Source organism: Dyadobacter psychrophilus (assembly GCF_900167945.1).
In the GTDB taxonomy this organism is placed as follows: domain Bacteria; phylum Bacteroidota; class Bacteroidia; order Cytophagales; family Spirosomataceae; genus Dyadobacter; species Dyadobacter psychrophilus.
Genome location: NZ_FUZA01000004.1, coordinates 445,689 through 462,030 on the forward strand (window position 1 = coordinate 445,689; position 16,342 = coordinate 462,030).

General features: G+C 45.8%; 13 protein-coding genes. 10 read left to right on the forward strand and 3 right to left on the reverse strand.

The genetic code is table 11. The features are described from left to right. Nucleotides 1-1,596 carry a Na+/H+ antiporter gene (locus B5X68_RS17920; protein WP_082216110.1) on the reverse strand — a complete coding sequence of 532 codons (1,596 nt, stop codon included), beginning with the start codon at nt 1,594-1,596 and terminating at the stop codon, nt 1-3. 224 nt (nt 1,597-1,820) lie between these two features. On the opposite strand from B5X68_RS17920, the gene B5X68_RS17925 reads away from it, so the two are divergent. After that, nucleotides 1,821-3,080: a Gfo/Idh/MocA family protein gene (locus B5X68_RS17925; protein WP_082216111.1), complete on the forward strand. Its 1,260-nt coding sequence runs from the start codon at nt 1,821-1,823 to the stop codon at nt 3,078-3,080. Between the two features lie 6 nt (nt 3,081-3,086). Further along, on the forward strand, nt 3,087-4,043 hold the full coding sequence (locus tag B5X68_RS17930) for a sugar phosphate isomerase/epimerase family protein (protein ID WP_082216112.1): 957 nt from the start codon (nt 3,087-3,089) through the stop codon (nt 4,041-4,043). A gap of 73 nt (nt 4,044-4,116) precedes the next feature. Here the strand turns inward: B5X68_RS17930 and B5X68_RS17935 are convergent, their stop codons facing one another. After that, entirely contained in the window at nt 4,117-4,584 is a 468-nt protein-coding gene (locus tag B5X68_RS17935) for a hypothetical protein (protein WP_082216113.1), read from the reverse strand. A 135-nt stretch (nt 4,585-4,719) separates the two neighbouring features. Between B5X68_RS17935 and B5X68_RS17940 the strand changes: the two genes are divergently transcribed. The 5 genes from B5X68_RS17940 (at nt 4,720) to B5X68_RS17960 (ending at nt 11,425) form a co-directional block, all read left to right on the forward strand. Beyond that, the gene (locus B5X68_RS17940; RefSeq protein WP_082216114.1) at nt 4,720-5,955 is read left to right on the forward strand and encodes a spore maturation protein; all 1,236 of its coding nucleotides are present in this window, start codon (nt 4,720-4,722) and stop codon (nt 5,953-5,955) included. A gap of 117 nt (nt 5,956-6,072) precedes the next feature. Continuing rightward, complete coding sequence (locus tag B5X68_RS17945) at nt 6,073-7,566, forward strand: TolC family protein (RefSeq protein ID WP_082216115.1); 1,494 nt, start codon at nt 6,073-6,075, stop codon at nt 7,564-7,566. A 69-nt stretch (nt 7,567-7,635) separates the two neighbouring features. Next, complete coding sequence (locus tag B5X68_RS17950; RefSeq protein WP_082216116.1) at nt 7,636-9,069, forward strand: efflux RND transporter periplasmic adaptor subunit; 1,434 nt, start codon at nt 7,636-7,638, stop codon at nt 9,067-9,069. Nucleotides 9,070-9,230: 161 nt separating this feature from the next. Beyond that, nucleotides 9,231-10,238, forward strand: a complete 1,008-nt coding sequence (locus B5X68_RS17955) for an NAD(P)H-dependent glycerol-3-phosphate dehydrogenase (protein WP_082216117.1) — start codon at nt 9,231-9,233, stop codon at nt 10,236-10,238. A gap of 59 nt (nt 10,239-10,297) precedes the next feature. Further along, nucleotides 10,298-11,425, forward strand: coding sequence for a sialidase family protein (locus B5X68_RS17960; protein ID WP_170916675.1), 1,128 nt, complete (start codon nt 10,298-10,300; stop codon nt 11,423-11,425). Here B5X68_RS17960 and B5X68_RS17965 read toward each other — a convergent pair. Then, on the reverse strand, nt 11,419-12,561 hold the full coding sequence (locus B5X68_RS17965; protein WP_082216118.1) for a DEAD/DEAH box helicase: 1,143 nt from the start codon (nt 12,559-12,561) through the stop codon (nt 11,419-11,421). The genes B5X68_RS17960 and B5X68_RS17965 overlap by 7 nt on opposite strands. A 130-nt stretch (nt 12,562-12,691) precedes the next feature. On the opposite strand from B5X68_RS17965, the gene B5X68_RS17970 reads away from it, so the two are divergent. The 3 genes from B5X68_RS17970 (at nt 12,692) to B5X68_RS17980 (ending at nt 16,292) form a co-directional block, all read left to right on the forward strand. Then, on the forward strand, nt 12,692-14,284 hold the full coding sequence (locus B5X68_RS17970) for a serine hydrolase domain-containing protein (RefSeq protein ID WP_082216119.1): 1,593 nt from the start codon (nt 12,692-12,694) through the stop codon (nt 14,282-14,284). Nucleotides 14,285-14,335: 51 nt separating this feature from the next. Then, complete coding sequence (locus B5X68_RS17975; protein WP_082216120.1) at nt 14,336-14,890, forward strand: DUF2911 domain-containing protein; 555 nt, start codon at nt 14,336-14,338, stop codon at nt 14,888-14,890. Between the two features lie 133 nt (nt 14,891-15,023). After that, on the forward strand, nt 15,024-16,292 hold the full coding sequence (locus tag B5X68_RS17980) for a PQQ-dependent sugar dehydrogenase (RefSeq protein ID WP_082216121.1): 1,269 nt from the start codon (nt 15,024-15,026) through the stop codon (nt 16,290-16,292). Nucleotides 16,293-16,342 lie beyond the last annotated feature (50 nt).

Sequence of the window (16,342 nt, forward strand, 5' to 3'; positions counted from 1 at the left end):
TCAGCCTGAGTTTCTAAGTCTGGCTTCTTCCAGGTCCAATTCTCTTTCTTTTGTCCTTATCAATTCGTCGGAACAAACCTTGTCCCGGCGAATTTTTCTTATTTCCTCCCGCTTGATGCCCACAATTTCCACGAGCATTTTGCGATAAGCCCTTGCGAAGCCAATGGTTGCATTGTTATCAACGTCCATATAACGGGTGTCTGCGAGCTCAATGATCTTTTCGTAACGGTCTTTCAAAAGTCTGAAAGGCTCAAACTGTGAGATTTCCCCTTCGTAATTAGACTGCATATATTCCAAACTAACCGTCGCCAGCCGTGCATTAATGATCGCTTTTTGTTCGGTCATATTCTCGCCCGGATCCTCAATTTTGAGCAAACGGATTAGCCAGGGGAGACTCAGACCCTGTAAAACCAGTGTAAAGAGGATCACCACAAATGTGATAAACAAGATCAGATCGCGGTGCGGATAGGCCTTACCGTCGAGGGTCAGCGGAATTGCCAGTGCGGATGCAAGCGAAACAACGCCGCGCATCCCGCTCCAAGCCACGACAAAAGTGGTCTGCCAGCTCGGTCTCGCCTCTTTTTCGCGCACTTTTTTTGATAGTAAACGGGGCAAGTAGGTGCCTGGATAAACCCAGATGATGCGGATAACGATCGTGACAAGGCTAATGATGACGGCATAGGAAACGACCTCGAGCAATGTGTAGGCGCCAAGCCCCGCCATTACTTCCGGTAGTTGCAGGCCTATGAGAATGAAAACAATGCCATTGAGCAGGAAAATAACCGTCTCCCACACATAAGTGCTCTGCATACGAGACTGATAGGCAAACACTTCATGGGACCGGAAGCTAAGGAACAACCCGCCACTTACTACGGCCAGCACGCCAGAATATTCGAAATGTTCGGCCGCAATGTACATCATGTAAGGCGTAATGAAAGTAAGTGCCGTGTCAATGCTTGGTGTCGTCGGAAAATATTTGTGAACAAAATAGAGGATATGGGCAATGACAAGTCCCACAACAACGCCCATCCCGGCCACTATAAAGAAGTTTAGTTCAGCCTTCCAAAGCACAAACTCACCCGTGGCAATGGTAGCCAGCGCAAAGCGGAACACAATGAGTGACGATGCGTCATTGACCAAACTTTCACCTTCCAGAATGGTAACGACCCTTTTCGGGACTTTCAGTCCTTGTAAAACCGAGGTCGCGGCCACGGCATCCGGCGGAGAGATAACGCCGCCCAGCAAAAAGCCCATGGCCAATGTAAAGCCAGGAATAATCGCGCTGGAAAGATAAGCCACAGCTGTTGCCGTAAAAACCACAAGGCCAATAGAAAGCAGTCCGATAGGCCGCCGCGATTCCCAGAAATCTTTCCAGGAAGTATTCCACGCCGCGGAGTATAAAAGTGGGGGTAAGAAGATCAGGAAAACCCAATCTGGTTCCAGCTCCATATGCGGCATGCCTGGGATAAAACTGATAAGTAAGCCTGCGATAACCAAAAAGATAGGATACGAAACGCCAATTTTTTCGCTCAGCATCGTGAGCATTGAAACAATAAAAAGCAGGGAAATGATTAATAGTAAATTATCGTGAATCATAGAGGAATGAGAAGTTTCGGAATATAAATGTATGCAAAATTGAAAACAGACGTTATAAGATTTTGTGTGTTAACGAGCACGCAAAATGATTTTTTGGTTCATCTTTGCAGGAAAAATAACAGAACTTTCTATCTTTATTGCTCCGAAAGATCTTTTATGTATCATAAATTTTATCACCTAATCCTTAATTAACAATGAGTACTTCTCGAAGAGATGTTCTGAAAATGGCAGGTATTGCACTGGCAGGCAGCACATTACCAGCTGTTACTATTCTTAACCCAAACCGTGCGTTTGCCGGCGTTAACGCCGAGACGCTTAAAGTGGGTCTGATCGGTTGCGGTGGACGTGGTTCCGGTGCGGCCAACCAGGCTTTGAAGGCAGATCCAAATGTTGTTCTTCACGCAATGGGGGACATTTTCAAAGACAAAATGGATTCTTCACTTGAAAACCTGACCAAAGTACACGGCTCAAAAGTGAAAGTGGATGAAGGTCATAAGTTTGTAGGATTTGATGCTTTCAAAAAAGTACTTGATTCAGGTGTTGATGTTGTAATTCTTGCAACGCCTCCACATTTCCGTCCTGAGCACTTGACGGCTGCTATCAATGCAGGCAAGCACGTGTTCTGCGAAAAACCGGTGGCAGTAGATGCACCTGGTGTTCGTAAGGTTTTGGATGCGGCCAAATTGGCAAAACAAAAAAATCTTTCTTTAATGTCCGGCTTTTGCTGGCGTTACCATGAGCCAAAGCGTGCAAGTTTCGGAAAAATCCTTGACGGCGCTGTTGGTGATATTTCTGCTATTTATAACACATACGACACAGGCACATTGTGGTCTTTCCCACGTGTACAAGGCTGGACAGATGCGGAATATGTGTTGCGTAACTGGACTTACTACACCTGGCTTGCAGGTGACCACATTGTGGAGCAGGCTGTACACAGCATCGACATGATGTCCTGGGCAATGGGCGGCAAATTGCCGGTTTCTGCAGTAGGAACTGGCGGTCGCCAGGTTCGTACAGATTCGCTTTTCGGTAACATCTTCGATCACTTCTCCGTGGTTTACGACTACGAAAACGGAGCGAAGGGTTTCCACCATTCAAGACAGCAAGCCAACTGCGAAAACAGTTACCTTGTTGAAACGATCGGAACGAAAGGCCGTGCAATGGTGAACTGTGCGAGAAATGTGCATGAGATCTTTGGACAAAATCCATGGAAATACACCGGTGCGCAAAATGACATGTACCAAACTGAGCACAACGAACTTTTTGCATCCATCAGAAGCGGTAAGCATGTGAATGATGGTGAATTTATGGCACAAAGCACGCTGATCGCCATCATGGGAAGAATGGCTTCGTACACTGGAAAGCGCGTAACCTGGGATGAAGCAATGAACTCAACAGAAAAATTAGGTCCGGATACTTACAGCTTCGACATGAAGCCACCGGTTGTTGAAGTTGCTAAACCAGGTATCACAGCGTTTTCATAAGATCTTATGCAAAGAAGAGATTTTCTGAAAAATTCAGCTTCCACTGCAGCGGCGGCCTTTGCCGCCACTGCAGTAGGAACTGGAATAGTAGCGGCACCGGCAATCGCCAATGCTGCTACCCAACCTTTTACAGGCATAGCACCTGCAAGTTCATTGGCACCACCGATGGTTAAAAAGAGCCTGATGTGGGGAATGATAAAGGAAGATTTGTCCGTCATGGATAAATTCAAGCTTCTGAAAGATCTTGGTTACGACGGTGTAGAGCTTGATTCTCCCGACAAACTGGATATGAAGGAAGTCCTTGCGGCCAGGGATAAAACCGGTCTGCTGATCCCGGGCACTGTGAATTCGATGCACTGGAAGCTACCATTATCTGATCCCGATCCTAAAAAACGGGAGGAATGTGTCAAGTCTATTGAAAAAGCATTGTGGGATACCAAAGAATATGGTGGTAACACTGTATTGGTCGTGCCAGGTGTGGTGACTGCTAATGTTAGCTATGGTGAAGCTTACGAGCGTTCGCAGGTTGAGATTCGCAAGCTCCTTCCGATAGCGGAAAAAACAGGCGTCAAAATAGCCATTGAGAATGTCTGGAACCAATTTTTGCTTAGTCCTTTGGAAGCGGCAAAATATGTGGATGACTTCAAACACCCCATGGTTGGCTGGTATTTTGACGTTGGCAATGTGCTTCGTTACAGTTGGCCGGTTTCGTGGATCGAGGCTTTGAACAAACGCATTCTGAAACTCCATTTAAAGGAATTCAGCTTCAAAAAGCAAAATGACCTCGGCTTATGGAAAGGATTTGACGTAGAATTTATGGAAGGCGACAATAACTGGCCGGAAGTAAACAAAGCTCTACAAAAAATCGGCTATTCAGGATGGGCATCAGCAGAAGTTTCCGGTGGAGACAGAAAGCGGTTGCTTACCATCCGTGAAAAAATGGATGAGGTTTTTAAAGCCTGAAAAGTATAGCGCTAAATAAACAAAGAGCCTGGGAAACCAGGCTCTTTTGCGTTTAAAAACATATCGAAAAAAACTATTTTTTCACTTTATACAAAGTTCTTGCGTAGTGCTTAATGGTGGAGATCTTCAATTCCTGATTTTTCACCTGAACAAGCTTATATTCTTTGAATTCACCCGTTTTGTCCAGGAAACCGATGATGCAGGATTGTTCTTCTTTGCCTTTCCGGACCTCCACTTTGGGCATGATGCCGAAGTTGGGGATCTTAATGTTATCCTCAGCGTCCAGTTCTTTGTATTTTATTTTAACTAAAAAATCAAAGGTTGATTTTGTTTCATACACATCCACGGAAAAGCGCCAGTCGTTGAGCGGATCTTTAACTTTTTCACTGAAACTCGCCACGGGGCTGTTTTCGACCACTTTTCTTTCAGCAGGAATCGTGTCGTTCACAATTTCGTTGCCTTGCGCGTCTTTGCTTTCTTTTTTGGTGTTCTGGTTACAGGCAAACAATGTCAGCAGGAGAAAAAGGCTGCAATACTTCATTGGAATCAATATTTGGTTAAGGATGCTGCTACTACTTTGCAATATACCTTTGTTATTTACATTAAATAAAATATTTTACTTTCGGCATTGTAAACAAATCTTTACCAATCCAGCCTAGCACCCCGAACCTTCATTATGGCGTTAAATTATATTTTCGTATCCTTTTTTGTCATTGCCTTCGTCATCGCACTTTTAAAATTTATCGTTACCGGGGATGTGCAGACATTTAAGGCGATTACGGAAGGGATGCTTGAAATGGCCAAAGTTGCGGTGATGGACATTGCTTTACCGCTTACTGGCGTGATGGCGTTTTTCCTGGGAATTTTGAATGTGGGGGAAAAAGCAGGGATCATTAATGCGCTGGCAAGGTTTATAGGGCCATTTTTCAATAAGCTTTTTCCGGAAGTCCCGAAAGATCATCCTGCAAACGGTCAGATGATCATGAATTTCTCCGCCAATTTCCTTGGGCTGGATAATGCTGCCACGCCTTTCGGATTAAAGGCAATGCAGAGTTTGCAAGAGCTCAATCCAAGCAAGGACACGGCCTCCAACGCGCAGATCATGTTCCTGGTCCTGCACACTTCCGGCTTGCAGATCATTCCGCTCTCCATCATTGCACAAAGGGCCATCCTGGGCGCAGAAAGCCCTTCGGATGTTTTCATTCCATGCGTTGTGGGCACTTATATTACTACGGTTGTGAGTATGCTGATCACCGCTGCGTGGCAGAAGATCAATCTCTTCAATCGTACAGTTATGGTCGGTTTGGGAAGTATCACGACTATTATTGCATTGATCTTGTGGTACTTATCGGGCTTACCTAAAGAGCAGATTGAAACGGTCTCCATTTTCGTAGGCAATTCTGTTCTGCTTGGCGTCGTGGCCGGGTTTCTGTTTTGGGGAATGTATCGGAGGGTGAATGTTTTTGAAACATTTATAGAAGGGGCAAAGGCCGGATTTACAACGTCTGTAACGATAATTCCTTATCTGGTAGGACTCCTCGTCGCGATCAGCGCTTTCAGGGCTTGCGGCGCAATGGATTATTTGATTGACGGACTTAAATGGATGTTTGCTTTAACGGGAATGAACACAGACTTTACAGATGCCTTACCTGTCGCATTAATGAAACCACTAAGCGGGAGCGGGGCCCGGGCATTAATGATCGATGCAATGAAGGAATTCGGGCCGGACTCGTTTATAGGCCGTCTGGTGTGTATTTTCCAGGGTTCGGCAGACACAACGCTCTATATTGTTGCTTTATATTTTGGCTCGGTGGGCATCAAGAACACCCGATATGCGATAGTAGCAGGATTAATTGCCGATTTGATAGGCGTTTTAGCCGGAATATGGCTCGGTTATTTATTTTTTCACTGATTTCCGGCTATTCAACACGAATCACCCTTTTACCCCTGATATGCAACCGTCCGTATAAAATGGATGGCTGTTTTTTCTGCTAAACACTAATATTGATCATCTAACTCTGAACCGCTTATGTTAAAATCGTTACGCAAATCCGCAGTTCTTTTCATTGTATTTTGTGTATCTGTGGCGGGAAACACAGCTTTTGCACAGAAAGATACGAGTCAGGCCGCCAACACCTATTCACTCGAAGATTGCATACGGATTGCGTTGGAAACCAATCCTTCCGTAAAAATATCAGAGCTTACCGTACAGACGAATGGCAACATTTACGCCCAATCCAAGTGGCAGCGCTGGCCAAGTATCAGTTTTAGTGCCAGCCAGGGTTTCAGTTCCGGTCGAAATATTGATCCGTTTACCAACCAGTTTGTTCAGCAGAATGTAAACTCGAACAACTATCAGCTCGGCGGGCAGATCACATTGTTCAATGGTTTTCAGATCAAAAATAATATCAAGTTTAATAATGAGAATTATCAGGCGAGCGCCAAGGACCTGGATGCTGCCCGTAATGACATTATGCTCAATGTAGCATTGTCCTATCTTCAGGTAATGACCAACATTGAACTGATCGAGGTGGCGAAGCGACAAGTGGAAGCGTCCCAGTTGCAGGTTGACCGGACGGCCAAACTCGTTGAAGCAGGGACATTGGCAGAAAGCAATTTACTCGATCTCAAAGCGCAGCTCGCGAATGATGAACTCACATTGGTAAATGCAGAAAACAACCTTGAAACTGCCAAGCTGAATCTCAAACAATTTATGAACATGCCTGGCAGCGAGCAAATCAATGTTGTGATGATCCAGGTTGCCGATCCGACCTTAAAAGCTTATGACGCCACAATTCAGGAAATTTTTGATGTAGCCCGCGGAAACCTGCCACAAATGCAGGCCGCGGAATTGCGCATTGCGGCAGCAAAAACGAACATTGATCTTGCAAAAGGAGCGGCTATGCCCTCATTAACATTAAACGGAGGAATCTACACCGCCTTTTCAAGTGCGGCGCCCGATGAACGTTTTGTTGGAGATGGAACGGGTTTTACGACGAGAGATGTAATTTCCCTGACAGACTATGTTGTCATTGATAATAAGCAGGTCCCTATTGTACAGAAAATAAGAACTCAGAATGGTGAAATGCGCACTTTTCGCTATCTGGATCAATTGAACTTCAACCGTAACTCGGCCGTCAACCTGAACCTGACCATTCCTATTTTCACCAATTTCAGAGTAAAATACAACGTCGCCAACGCGAAGATCCAGCAAAAAACATACGAATATCAGGCACAACAAGTCCAGCTGACCATTCGTAAAAATGTAGAGCAGGCTTACATTGATATGACGAATGCAGCCAAGCGTTACTCCGCAACGGCTAACCAGGTGCGGGCATTACAGGAAACATTCCGCGTTTCGCAGGTGCGTTTTGATGTGGGAGCAATAAACTCCGTTGAATACAACATTGCGAAAGCAAACCTGGACAGAGCAAACGGAAACCTTGTTCAAGCTAAGTATGATTATGTTTTCAGGACCAAGATCCTTGATTTTTATATGAACCGTCCGTTATCGGATTTTTAAAGAGTGCTTCATTCATTTGCTTAATTCCCCATTATCCTCAATCAACAATTAATTGTAACCAAAGTAAATATGGCACGTAAATCTTCGAAAAGAATCTGGTGGATTACAGCAGGCATTGTCGCACTTCTTGTAGCGGGTTTATTTGGAGCGAAACAGGCCGGTTACATTGGCAAACCAAAAGCCACGGAGGTTGAGTATACCAATGTTAAAAAGACAGATATCATCGAGCGCGTCAGCGCTTCGGGTAAAGTTCAGCCGGAGGTTGAGGTTAAACTAAGTCCCGACGTTTCAGGAGAAATTATTAGTCTGAATGTTGCAGAAGGTGATTCTGTGGTGAAGGGACAACTTTTATTAAAAATCCGTCCTGACAATTATGAGTCGTTAATGGCACGTGCGCAGGCAGCGGTGAATTCCAGCAAAGCCAATTACGAGCAGACGAAAGCAATGGTTTCTCAGGCTGAAGCACGTTTGCTACAAGCGAAAGCCAATTTTGACAGAAACAAAAAGCTTTACAACGATAAGGTGATCTCGGCCGCAGACTACGAACAGTTTGCATCTACATTTGGCGTGGCGCAGCAAGATGTAGAATCTGCAAAAGCCAATGTTTCTGCAGCCTTATATAACATTAAAAGTGCCGAAGCCAGCTTGAAAGACGCCGCAGAGAACTTGCGTAAAACGAGCATATTCGCGCCGGTTAGCGGAATCGTATCATTATTGAATGTTGAAGCCGGTGAACGCGTGGTAGGAACGTCACAAATGGCCGGAACCGAAATGATGCGCATCGCTAACCTCAGTAATATGGAAGTGCGCGTGAATGTGAATGAGAATGACATTGTGCGCGTTGCACTGGGCGACACGGCCGAGATCGACGTGGATGCATATAGTGCTTCCGGTAGAAAATTCAGGGGTGTTGTGAAGGAAATTGCAAACACAGCCGCAGGACTTGCTTCCGCCACATCCACCAGCACCTCGGTTTCGAGCGCATCCGCCGACGCAGTGACTGAATTTGAGGTGAAGGTGAAGATCCTGAACGAATCATTCGCTGATTTGCTGGTTTCCAAATCCAAAAAATCCTACCCGTTCAAACCCGGGATGACTGCTTCCGTTGAAATTATCACGGAGCGCAAAAATGATGTAATATCGGTTCCAATCGCCGCTGTAACCACCAGAAGCACCACGCCTCCCGTTGCAGCCGGTGCCCGACCGGGCGAACAAGGCGATCAGGCCCCTGCCGAAGAGGACGAGAAAAAACCTAAAAAGGTGGAGTTGATCAAAGAAATCGTATTTATTGATGTGAACGGGAAAGCGGAAATGAAAGAGGTAAAAACCGGCATCAGCGATTTTGAAAACATTGAAATCCTTTCTGGCCTTAAACCCGGCGACAGAATAATCTCCGGACCTTACATTGCTGTGTCCAAAAACCTTAAGAATGGAGACCTGGTAGAAAAAAAGAAAGAAGAAGTGAAAAAAGACGATAAAAAATCAAATGAAAACGCAAACTGATACGTTGTAAAAATGTAATAAGTTCGATTTAGTTTAGGTTAAAAAAGAAAATCCTTGCGGCTTTGCTGCAAGGATTTTTTATTTTCTGTCAAAATCTTCTCATTTTTGGAAACATTCAATCAATTCAAAATTACGCCTGAACAGCTTTCCAGGCTTCCAAAATGAGTTTTTTAAACAACATTAAAATCGCGGTGATAGGAGGAGGCAGCTGGGCAACCGCGCTAATCAAGATCCTTTGTGAACAAAATAATGTCCAGATCCGGTGGTGGCTTCGCAATCAGAGAGACATTGAGCATATCCGAAAATTTCATCACAATCCAAGTTATCTTAGCGATGTGGTGCTCTCTCCCAAAAAAATAAAGGTTTTTGAGAAAACTACAGAAGCAGTCAGGGGTGCGGATTACGTGATCCTGGCTGTTCCAGCAGCATTTGTCCAGGAAGCATTGCGTGACCTGTCGGGCAAGCATTTGCAGGGCAAAAGGATTGTTTCAGCCATAAAAGGCATGGTCCCGGATCAGAATATGCTCATTACCGACTGGATTTCAAAGGAATTTGGCATTGATCTGCACGAAACCTGCGTTATAGCAGGCCCTTGCCACGCAGAAGAAGTTGCTTTGGAAAAACAATCCTATCTATCCATCGCCTCCACCGAATGTCCCAGTGCCGAGGATTTTGCCAAACTGATGACCTGCCGTTACGTAACTGCTAACCCGCTCGACGACCTGTACGGCGTTGAATATGCAGCCGTTATGAAAAATATCATTGCTTTGGCTTGCGGCATCACGCACGGGCTCGGTTATGGCGACAATTTTCAGGCTGTGCTCGTTTCCAACGCCATGCAGGAAATCGGGAATTTTGTAACCGCCCTCGACCCGCGCGAACGCAACATGAGCTCGTCCGCCTATCTGGGTGATCTGCTCGTAACAGCCTACTCTCAGTTCAGCCGCAACCGGCTTTTTGGCAACATGATCGGCCGTGGATATAGCGTGAAAGCTGCACAATTGGAAATGAAAATGATCGCAGAAGGTTATTATGCCACCAAAAGCATCACCGAAATGAACAAAATCCACCACGTAAGTCTGCCGATAACGAATGCTGTTTATCGCATTTTGTATGAAGAGCAAGCGCCGGGAATGGTCATGGATGAATTAAAGAAATTATTGAAATAAATAGCCTGATCGGCCCGGAATAGGGTACTTTTTAAAATCACTACTTTCTCAGACCAATTATGCACGTTCCGAAAATCCTGTCTGCAAGTTTACTAACCGGCTTTTTCCTGTCTTCAATAATGCTTACTTCCTGCGGTTCCAAAAAGTCCGAAACTGCGGAAAAAGAGTTAACAGACTCAATAGCAAGCGATAAAGAATTCGTTTTCGGGGATAAGCGCGATTTCGCACAATGCCATGCATCTACACTCGTAAGGTTAGAGAATGGTCAATACCTGATCGCATGGTTTGGAGGAACGGAGGAAAAAAATCCGGACGTAGGCATCTGGGTTTCCAAAGGACAGCCGGGAAGCTGGAGTGCGCCGAAAGAAGTGGCCAAGATCAGGGAAGATGCGCACTGGAACCCGGTGTTGCAAAAAACGGCTGACGGAAAGATTATTTTGTATTTCAAAGTAGGAAAAGAAATCGCGCATTGGGAAACGTGGGTGAAAACTTCAACGGACAATGGCGACACCTGGTCGGAAGCTGCTGAGCTGGTAAAAGGGGATAAAGGCGGAAGAGGGCCTGTAAAAGATAAGCTCATTGAACTATCCAACGGCGATTGGCTTGCAGGCGCATCCAACGAGGTAAATCGCTGGGAAGTTTTTGTAGACAGAAGCACGGATAAGGGCAAAACCTGGACCGCGAGCCCTTATTTTAAGATTGATACCACAGAAATAAAGGGAAAAGGCGCAATTCAGCCAACATTGTGGGAGTCCAAACCCGGTAATGTGCATATGCTGGTAAGAACAACAGGCGGCGTGATCGGCAGAAGTGATTCTTTCGACAATGGAAAAACCTGGACACCCATTAAGAAAACCAGCCTGCCTAACCCCAATAGCGGGATTGATTTAGCAAAACTGACAGACGGCACATTGGTGCTGGCCTACAACCCGGATAACGAAGACTGGGGTTCAAGATCGCCGCTTTCGCTAACATTATCTTACGACAACGGCCAAAACTGGACCGATAAGCTCGACATTGCAACCGGCAAAAAAGACGACGAATATTCCTATCCTGCGATCGTTAGTTTCGGAGATTCCGTTGCTGTAACGTATACATTCAACCGCCGGAAAATCGCTTTCTGGTCCGGCAGCAAGAAGGACATTGTAGAACTGGCGGCAAAAAGCAAGAGCAAAACGGCTCAATAACCCATTAATTCAAGGTCGTAGGATTCCAGCATTTCGACGCGTTTGCCCATTTTCTTTTGGATTATTTTAAAATGGTGCACGTCTTCCGGGCAGATTAAGGAGATCGCCTCTCCGGACGCTTCTGCCCGGCCAGTTCGGCCAATTCTGTGCACATAATCTTTGGGTGATCGTGGAAGCTCAAAATTGATCACATAAGGAAGAAATTGAATGTCGATCCCGCGGGAAACGAGGTCTGTGGCAACGAGCACGGTTAGCTTGCCAGCCTTGAACTTGTTTAAAGCTTCCGTTCTGGCACCCTGGCTTTTTTTGCTGTGCATCGCCATGGCCTGAATTCCGTTCTTATTCAGTTTTTCAACCAGATTATCGGCCGTTCTCGTAGCAGAAACAAATACGAGCACCTGCTTCATTTCCTGCGTTTTGATCAAATATCTTAACAATGGTCCTCTTCGGTCAGGATCAACGAAATAGCCGGTTTGCTTGATCAGATCAAGGTTTTGTTCTTCTTCCTCAATCTCAATGCGTACCGGGTTTTTAAGCTGCGTTTTATTGATCTGGTCAATTTCCTCGCCTAGTGTTGCTGAAAACAGAATGCTCTGACGCTTTCTGGGCAAAAGAAAAAAGATGTCCTTCATTTCCTCTGCAAAACCCAGATTAAGCATTTTATCAGCCTCATCCAAAACCAAAATCTGCGTCTCCGAAATGTTAAGTGCCTTGTGAGATAACAAATCGATTAGCCTCCCCGGTGTGGCAACAAGAATTTCAACACCTTGCAAGCCAATCATTTGCGGATTGATTGAAACACCGCCATATACTGCCAGCGTCTTCACTTTGCGGGGAAGTCTTTCGCCGAATGTTTGAAAAACAACCGCGATCTGCACCGCAAGTTCTCGTGTAGGAACCAGTACCAATGCAGAAATATGCCTGTTCGGTGCTGCCGGTTTGTTTTGAAATAATTCCAAAATCGGCAGAACAAAGCTTGCCGTTTTCCCGGAACCTGTCTTAGCAATGCCTAAAACATCATTTCCTTTCAATATAGCCGGAATTGCTTCTTGCTGGATCGGATAAGGTTGAGTATAATTCTGTTCGGCAATGGTTTTTAATAATGGTTCGGACAAGCCAAGCGATTCGAAAGACATAAAGTGCTGCGCAGTTGGTCAAAAAATATTTTTGTAAGCACAAAGATACCATTACCGCAGACAAATCGTCCATGACCTGTCCACAGCCGCCCGACCATTTGACTTTTCTGAACATTTATTCTCCATAGACATGTCTTACAATCGCAGGGAATTTTTACAACAACTTGGATTTGGTGCATTACAATTAGGCATAATCAGCGCAATTCCGGCATCGGCCTGGGCAGCAACATTGCATTCCGGGCAATTACCACGCAGCTCGCCCGAATCGCAGGGATTATCGGCGAAAAATATTCTGGATTTTACCAATGCTGTGGAAGCAGACAAGTTGAATTTGCACAGCTTAATGATCCTTCGGCAGGGAAAAGTCGTAGCGGAAGGCTGGTGGGCACCTTATGGGCCGGATATGAAGCACACGCTTTATTCGCTGAGTAAAAGTTTTACTTCTACGGCCATTGGATTGGCGGTTGCAGAGAAAAAGCTGACTGTCGAGGATAAAGTTTTATCGTTCTTCCCGGATGACAAGCCCGCAACGGTGAGCGCGAATCTGGCTGCTATGCGCGTAAAAGACTTGCTTACCATGTCCACCGGGCATGATAAGGACGCCACGGGCCGGGTGAGGGAATCCAAGGAAACCAATTGGGTTAAAGCATTCCTTTCACTTCCCGTTGAGCATGAGCCCGGCACATTCTTTGTGTATAACAGCGCGGCAACGTATATGCTGTCTGCAATCATTCAGAAATTGACCGGACAAACATTGTTGCAATTTTTAACGCCACGTTTATTCGAGCCGCTGGGCATTGACGATCCGGATTGGGAAGTAGACCCGAACGGCATTAATACAGGCGGTTGGGGACTTCGGGTGAAGACAGAGGACATCGCCAAATTCGGACAGCTCTATTTGCAGAAAGGTGAATGGAACGGCAAGCGAATTCTTCCGGCTGCATGGGTTGAGGAAGCCACGCGTTCGCACATTATGTCAAAAGGCGGTTCCCGAAAACCGGAAGAAAACGACTGGCTGCAAGGTTATGGTTACCAGTTCTGGCGTTGCCGGAATGGTGCTTACCGCGGCGATGGTGCTTACGGGCAATATTGCATTGTCATGCCAAAGGAAGATATGGTGATTGCGATTACCAGCGAAACAGGTGATATGCAGGCGATTCTGGATCATGTTTGGAACAACATTCTTGCAGCTGTGAAAGCAACAGGCGTGCCTGCTGACAAAGAAATTCAGGCTCAGCTGCAAAAAAAGTTGACAACCCTCGCGTTGCCACTCACTTCGGGAACGCCAACGTCTGAATTGACCGCGAAACTAAATAACAAGAGCTTCAAAGTTGCTGATAATAGTTTGAAAGTAAATAAAGTATCATTTGAATTTGCCAAAGGCTGGTGCCTGTTCCGCATGTATGATGATAGGGGCGAACATTTGATCGTGAACGGATTGGGTAACTGGAAAGTGGGGTTAACCAACCTTTCAGTGATGCCTCTGAAACTCGTACTTACACCTGTTCCTGGCGAAAAACTAACGAAAGTGGCCGGTAACGGGGCCTGGGTTGACGAAAATACATTTGAAATGACATGGCGATTTATAGAAACAGCACATTATGAAACCGTCACCTGCAAGTTCGAAGGCGACGCCGTTCAAGTTGAATTCAAACGCAGCCTCGCCATTTTAGCCAAAACAAAAGACGCAAGACCGGTCCTAAGCGGGAAAATGATGGCTTAATTATCTGAAACGTTAAATATTATTTTACTTTCTATTTTCAAATCAACTTCTATGAAAAGAACATTGCTCCTTTCCCTAACATTATTCCTCATTGCGTTTGCAGCGCAGGCGCAGAAATTCAGGCCGTTGGACAAGAGTCCGCGTGACATTGCCTACTTCCCCGACCACTTTGCCCATGACCGGAAGGATGGCGAAAAGGCATTGGTAAAAGTTTCGTACAGCCGTCCATATCTGAAAGGAAGAGAGGCTTTTGGCAAACTCGAACCTTACGGAAAAGTTTGGAGAACGGGCGCGGATGAGTCCACAGAGATCAAATTTTATCAGGATGCGACATTTGGGGGCAAAAAAGTGAAGGCAGGCACGTATTCCCTTTTCAGCATTCCGGGCGAAAAGGAATGGACGGTTATCCTGAGTTCTGACCTGGATTATTGGGGCGCTTATAAATATAAAGAGGCCAATGATGTGCTTCGCGTAACGGTTCCCGTGAAAAATGCGGAGGCACCGATCGAGAACTTCTCTATTGTGTTTGAGAAGGTTTCGGACACTTCGGCAAAAATGTTCATGGGTTGGGCTTCGTCCGTTGTGGAGGTTCCGGTTAGCTTCTGATACGGTCCCATAGCAATGTTCATTGCTGCCTAATATGCTTTTATTAAGCTAAGTGGCATCATTATTGTAAAAAAGCAGATCAATGGTCAAGAAACCGATGATCTGCTTTTTTATTTAAAAACCCATCGACAGAATGAAGACAAACAGCCTCATACTCGCATGCACCTTCCTGGCCGTTACATTGGCCGGGTGCAGCAGCAAGGTAAGCAATGAAGAAAAGGAAGAAGCCGCAAAAAGCGGATCCGATTCGGTAGAAACAGTGACAGACAGCCTGACATTACCCGCCCCATTTACAACGGAATCGGTGGAAAACAGACCGGAAGAGGCTGGCTGGCCGGAAGGAAAGATGCCAACGGCACCAGCAGGTTTTACGGTCAGCAAATACGCAGATAAGCTCAAAAGCCCGCGCTGGACTTACGTAGCGCCTAATGGAGATGTTTTTGTTGCTGAATCCGCTACCGAAAAGAGTGCAGACAGGATCACACTTTTGCGTGATGTGAATAAAGATGGTAAGCCCGAGATCAGGGAAATTTTCATGGAAAATCTGAAACAGCCGCTTGGAATGTTGGTGTTGAAAAACTTTTTCTATGTAGCCAATACAAATGGCGTTTATAAATATCCTTACAAAGGCGGTGAAACAAAAATTACAGGCAAAGGCGAAAAGATCGTGGATTTGCCTGCCGGCGGATATAACAATCACTGGACGAGGAACCTGCTTGCAAATGCGGATGGTTCCAAAATCTACATTTCGGTGGGTTCGGCCAGTAATGTTGCAGATCATGGAATCGATGAGGAGAAGCGCAGGGCTAATATTTTGGAAGTTAATCCGGATGGAACGGGTGAGAGGGTTTATGCAAGCGGCCTGCGGAATCCGGTTGGAATGGACTGGGCTCCCGGCTCAAATACATTGTGGACAGCCGTGAATGAGCGAGATAAGCTGGGCGACGAGCTGGTGCCGGATTACATTACGAGCGTGAAGGAAGGCGGGTTTTACGGATGGCCTTATGCCTATTTTGGAAAGAATGAAGATCCGAGAAGAAAGGGCGAACGTCCCGATCTCGTTGCGAAAACGCTGGTGCCTGATGTGCCGGTAGGCTCGCATACGGCGTCACTGGGACTTGCATTTTATGATAAAACACAATTTCCTGCGAAATATCAGAGTGGCGCATTCATAGGCCAGCACGGTTCATGGAACCGCTCTAAGCTATCGGGATATAAAGTGGTTTTTGTTCCGTTCAAAAACGGCAAACCTGCCGGTAAACCCGAAGACTTCCTGACCGGTTTTGTAGAAAGCGAAAAGAAGGTTTATGGACGTCCGGTTGGCGTTACTGTGATGGAAGATGGCTCGATGCTGGTAAATGACGATTCGGGCGGAACGATATGGCGTGTAAGCGCGAAATAAAAAATTAGCTGTGGGAATAAGATAGCGGCCTGGTTATGAAACCTGGCCGC

Excerpts from the sequence above, each read along its gene's own strand:
- B5X68_RS17930 (WP_082216112.1), top strand. The coding sequence starts at position 3,087 with ATGCAAAGAAGAGATTTTCTGAAAAATTCAGCTTCCACTGCAGCGGCG.
- B5X68_RS17970 (WP_082216119.1), top strand. The coding sequence starts at position 12,692 with ATGTCTTACAATCGCAGGGAATTTTTACAACAACTTGGATTTGGTGCA.
- B5X68_RS17935 (WP_082216113.1), bottom strand. The coding sequence starts at position 4,584 with ATGAAGTATTGCAGCCTTTTTCTCCTGCTGACATTGTTTGCCTGTAAC.
- B5X68_RS17980 (WP_082216121.1), top strand. The coding sequence starts at position 15,024 with ATGAAGACAAACAGCCTCATACTCGCATGCACCTTCCTGGCCGTTACA.
- B5X68_RS17950 (WP_082216116.1), top strand. The coding sequence starts at position 7,636 with ATGGCACGTAAATCTTCGAAAAGAATCTGGTGGATTACAGCAGGCATT.
- B5X68_RS17975 (WP_082216120.1), top strand. The coding sequence starts at position 14,336 with ATGAAAAGAACATTGCTCCTTTCCCTAACATTATTCCTCATTGCGTTT.
- B5X68_RS17965 (WP_082216118.1), bottom strand. The coding sequence starts at position 12,561 with ATGTCTTTCGAATCGCTTGGCTTGTCCGAACCATTATTAAAAACCATT.
- B5X68_RS17920 (WP_082216110.1), bottom strand. The coding sequence starts at position 1,596 with ATGATTCACGATAATTTACTATTAATCATTTCCCTGCTTTTTATTGTT.
- B5X68_RS17955 (WP_082216117.1), top strand. The coding sequence starts at position 9,231 with ATGAGTTTTTTAAACAACATTAAAATCGCGGTGATAGGAGGAGGCAGC.
- B5X68_RS17960 (WP_170916675.1), top strand. The coding sequence starts at position 10,298 with ATGCACGTTCCGAAAATCCTGTCTGCAAGTTTACTAACCGGCTTTTTC.
- B5X68_RS17940 (WP_082216114.1), top strand. The coding sequence starts at position 4,720 with ATGGCGTTAAATTATATTTTCGTATCCTTTTTTGTCATTGCCTTCGTC.
- B5X68_RS17945 (WP_082216115.1), top strand. The coding sequence starts at position 6,073 with ATGTTAAAATCGTTACGCAAATCCGCAGTTCTTTTCATTGTATTTTGT.
- B5X68_RS17925 (WP_082216111.1), top strand. The coding sequence starts at position 1,821 with ATGGCAGGTATTGCACTGGCAGGCAGCACATTACCAGCTGTTACTATT.